The following is a 2970-nucleotide window of genomic DNA, read 5'->3' on the forward strand; positions in this document are numbered from 1 at the left end:
CGTGAGGACAGAATTTGTCTACAGGCATGGGGTCAGTCCACTTGTTGCCCTTGGGTTAGTGGCTAGCCTATCAGCTATTAATCTGGTGTTGGGGCTCCCCTGAGGGCTCGACTTCACTTCGATCTGGCACGTCAATTTGTAGAGATCGAGAAGGCGATGATGAAAACCGAACCCGCGGAGGAAAACATTGCTGAGATCACAGATAAGCGCCTGACCATCGGAATGGATGAACCTCCAGTTCTCCGTGTACTGGATGCGTTGTGTTATAACGAGAAGCGTCGAGCTATGAACTATCCCAATTCAGAAATGGTTAACATCGGCTGGTTCCAGCGTAAGATGGCTCCTTTTATTAACGTTCACAGCGATCACTTCAACAACAGAATTAACCTTCAGGAAGCCCGATATCTGTCGGGCTTTTTTCTACCCGGGAGCAAATTACTCTGCACCCCATTCTGACACACACTATCTCCTGATCTATTCAGCCCACGGGCACATTCATCTTCAGGAGTCACCTCATGTTGTTACTTCACGAGGCCCGTCACCAGCGGCTGCGCAACAGGATTATTCTTGCCGTTGCGCTGCTGGCCGCTATCGCCTCCATTTCGCCCGAACAGCTCGGCATCACGCTATACAAGCTGTCTCTGGTTTCCATAGCTGCCATTCTCGGCTACCACCCTGATCGAGCACTGTTTCCTTACGCCAGCCCGGGGAGCTATCTGATAGAAGATTGGAAAGAGAACCTCGGCAAGCCGGTGCCAGTGAGCCGCAATGAGCCTGAATACCCCGTTGCAACGGGCTATGAGCTGATTTGCCGCCGTTCTGCTGCGATGTGCACCGATTGTCGCGGCGATCTGCTTCGGCGTGACGATGGGGCTCTAACGATGATCCGACTCGCGCAGTCTCTCATCCTGCTTAGCCTGCTGAGTGGTTGTCACCCGTTCTTCGCTGCCAGCATTCAGGTTGAGGCCCGGCAATACCAGCGCGAGCTGACCCGCAATGCACGCGCTGTCTGGGGGCTTAATGCCCCAGTACCATCCCTTCAACCCAGCAGGCGGTCTGTAATTTTTTGCGAAGGCCATTACCACCGCCAGGTACGGCGGATGCTGCAGATCTATCAGCGTAATATGGAGATCTACGCCTGCTGGCTGCAGGAGTTTTTCCCCTGCGGCATCTGTGTTAGCCGCCCGAAAGGCTGCTTTATGTTATGGTTCGAGCTACCGGAGCAGGTGGATATGGTTTGCGTCGCGAAGCAGTTGTGCCGGCTGAAGATCTTGGTCGCGTCAGGATCGCTGTTTTCGGCATCCGGGGAGTATCGAGCAACTGCGCCCTGCCGCCAATCGAGAAGCATAAAGAGTTGATGGTGGAGCTGGGGGAAGGGGTGATGGTCGCGATGGAGTGATTTTTCGCTGAAGCTGTATTCACCGGAGTAATGGGTTTATTACCCTACCCCAGCTCGTTGCTAAATAGCTGCGCGGAATAGTAGATCACTGAAAGGGAACTCAGCCCGGATTGTGCGATCTGATCAATCGCCAAACCAACCAAAACCACCAACCGGACTGAGCGATGCCGATCATAGCACCAATACCCCGTGGCGAACGACGCCTGATGCAGAAAGCTATTCATAAAACGCGCGATAAAAATCATGCCCGCAGACTCACGGCCATGCTGATGCTTCATCGGGGTGAACGGGTCAGCGATGTTGCCAGAACTCTCTGTTGTGCCCGTTCATCCGTTGGTCGCTGGATTAACTGGTTTACGCACTCAGGTATTGAAGGCCTGAAATCCTTACCCGCAGGGCGCTCCCGACGCTGGCCTTTTGAACATATCTGCACCCTGTTACGTGAGCTGATAAAGCATTCTCCCGGCTATTTTGGTTATCAACGTTCACGCTGGATCACCGAATTACTGGCAATAAAAATCAATGAGATAACCGGTTGCCAGTTACATGCAGGAACCGTTCGCCGCTGGTTGCCATCTGCGGGGCTTGTATGGCGCAGGGCCGCGCCAACTCTGCGTATCCGTGACCCACATAAAGATGAAAAGATGGCGGTAATCCACAAAGCGCTGGATGAATGCAGCGCAGAGCATCCGGTATTTTATGAAGATGAAGTGGATATCCACCTTAATCCTAAAATCGGTGCGGACTGGCAGTTGCGCGGACAGCAGAAACGGGTAGTGACGCCGGGGCAGAACGAAAAATACTATCTGGCCGGCGCACTGCACAGTGGCACGAGTAAAGTCAGCTACGTGGGCGGCAACAGCAAAAGTTCAGCGCTGTTTATCGCTCTGCTGAAGCACCTGAAAGCCACTTACCGGTGGGCGAAAACAATCACGCTGATCGTTGATAACTACATTATCCAAAAAAGCCGCGAAACACAGCGCTGGTTGAAAGCAAATCCCAAGTTCAGGGTAATTTACCAGCCGGTTTACTCGCCGTGGGTGAATCATGTGGAACGGCTATGGCAGGCACTTCATGACACGATAACCCGTAATCATCAGTGCCGCTCAATGTGGCAGTTACTGAAAAAGGTCCGCCATTTTATGGAAACCGCCAGCCCATTCCCCGGAGGAAAACATAGTCAGGCAAAAGTGTAGCGGTATTAGGCGCAGCTATTTAGCGCCAGCTGGCCTGTTTGAGCTAAAAGGTCTGGATTTGGCTGGATATCCTCCGACGTATCATTAACGAATATCCCGATTGTCGTATCGTTACATAACCCTATGAGGTCAGCATTTAGGCCACAAACAATCCCACCACCAGCGAGATTTTTGAGGTTAACGATCCCTTACTCCTTACCTTGCAGAAGATGAGGAAGAGCAAGGTATTTTTTTCCTGTATTTTAACCTTTATGTATTTTTTTATATGTTGTAGTGTGAGCTCACTACAAACCCCTTTTACTTCTGTGCTGTGGCTAAAATGCCATTTTTGGTTTTTACCTTGTTGGCTTTGTTGAATAAATCGAACTTTTGCTG

At 51.4% G+C, this 2970-nt stretch carries 2 protein-coding genes and 3 pseudogenes; 4 read left to right on the top strand and 1 reads right to left on the bottom strand.

Annotation, left to right across the window (positions count from 1 at the left end; all coding sequences use genetic code 11):
- The first annotated feature begins 156 nt into the window (after positions 1-156).
- From HMPREF3096_RS01860 to HMPREF3096_RS01875, 4 genes and pseudogenes are all read left to right on the top strand, one after another.
- The gene (locus HMPREF3096_RS01860; protein ID WP_017146611.1) at positions 157-456 is read left to right on the top strand and encodes a hypothetical protein; all 300 of its coding nucleotides are present in this window, start codon (positions 157-159) and stop codon (positions 454-456) included.
- Between the two features lie 59 nt (positions 457-515).
- Positions 516-752, top strand: a pseudogene (locus HMPREF3096_RS28430) (putative holin); the annotation flags it as partial.
- A 275-nt stretch (positions 753-1027) separates the two neighbouring features.
- Positions 1028-1399: pseudogene (locus HMPREF3096_RS30260) on the top strand (GntR family transcriptional regulator); the annotation flags it as partial.
- 164 nt (positions 1400-1563) lie between these two features.
- Positions 1564-2595 (top strand): IS630 family transposase, encoded by a 1032-nt coding sequence (locus HMPREF3096_RS01875; RefSeq protein ID WP_077270146.1) that lies wholly within the window; start codon positions 1564-1566, stop codon positions 2593-2595.
- A gap of 136 nt (positions 2596-2731) precedes the next feature.
- Here HMPREF3096_RS01875 and HMPREF3096_RS31160 read toward each other — a convergent pair.
- Positions 2732-2970, bottom strand: a pseudogene (locus tag HMPREF3096_RS31160) (hypothetical protein); the annotation flags it as partial.

Source organism: Klebsiella sp. HMSC25G12 (assembly GCF_001807705.1).
Taxonomy (GTDB): domain Bacteria; phylum Pseudomonadota; class Gammaproteobacteria; order Enterobacterales; family Enterobacteriaceae; genus Klebsiella; species Klebsiella variicola.

Excerpts from the sequence above, each read along its gene's own strand:
- HMPREF3096_RS01860 (WP_017146611.1), top strand. The coding sequence starts at position 157 with ATGATGAAAACCGAACCCGCGGAGGAAAACATTGCTGAGATCACAGAT.
- HMPREF3096_RS01875 (WP_077270146.1), top strand. The coding sequence starts at position 1,564 with ATGCCGATCATAGCACCAATACCCCGTGGCGAACGACGCCTGATGCAG.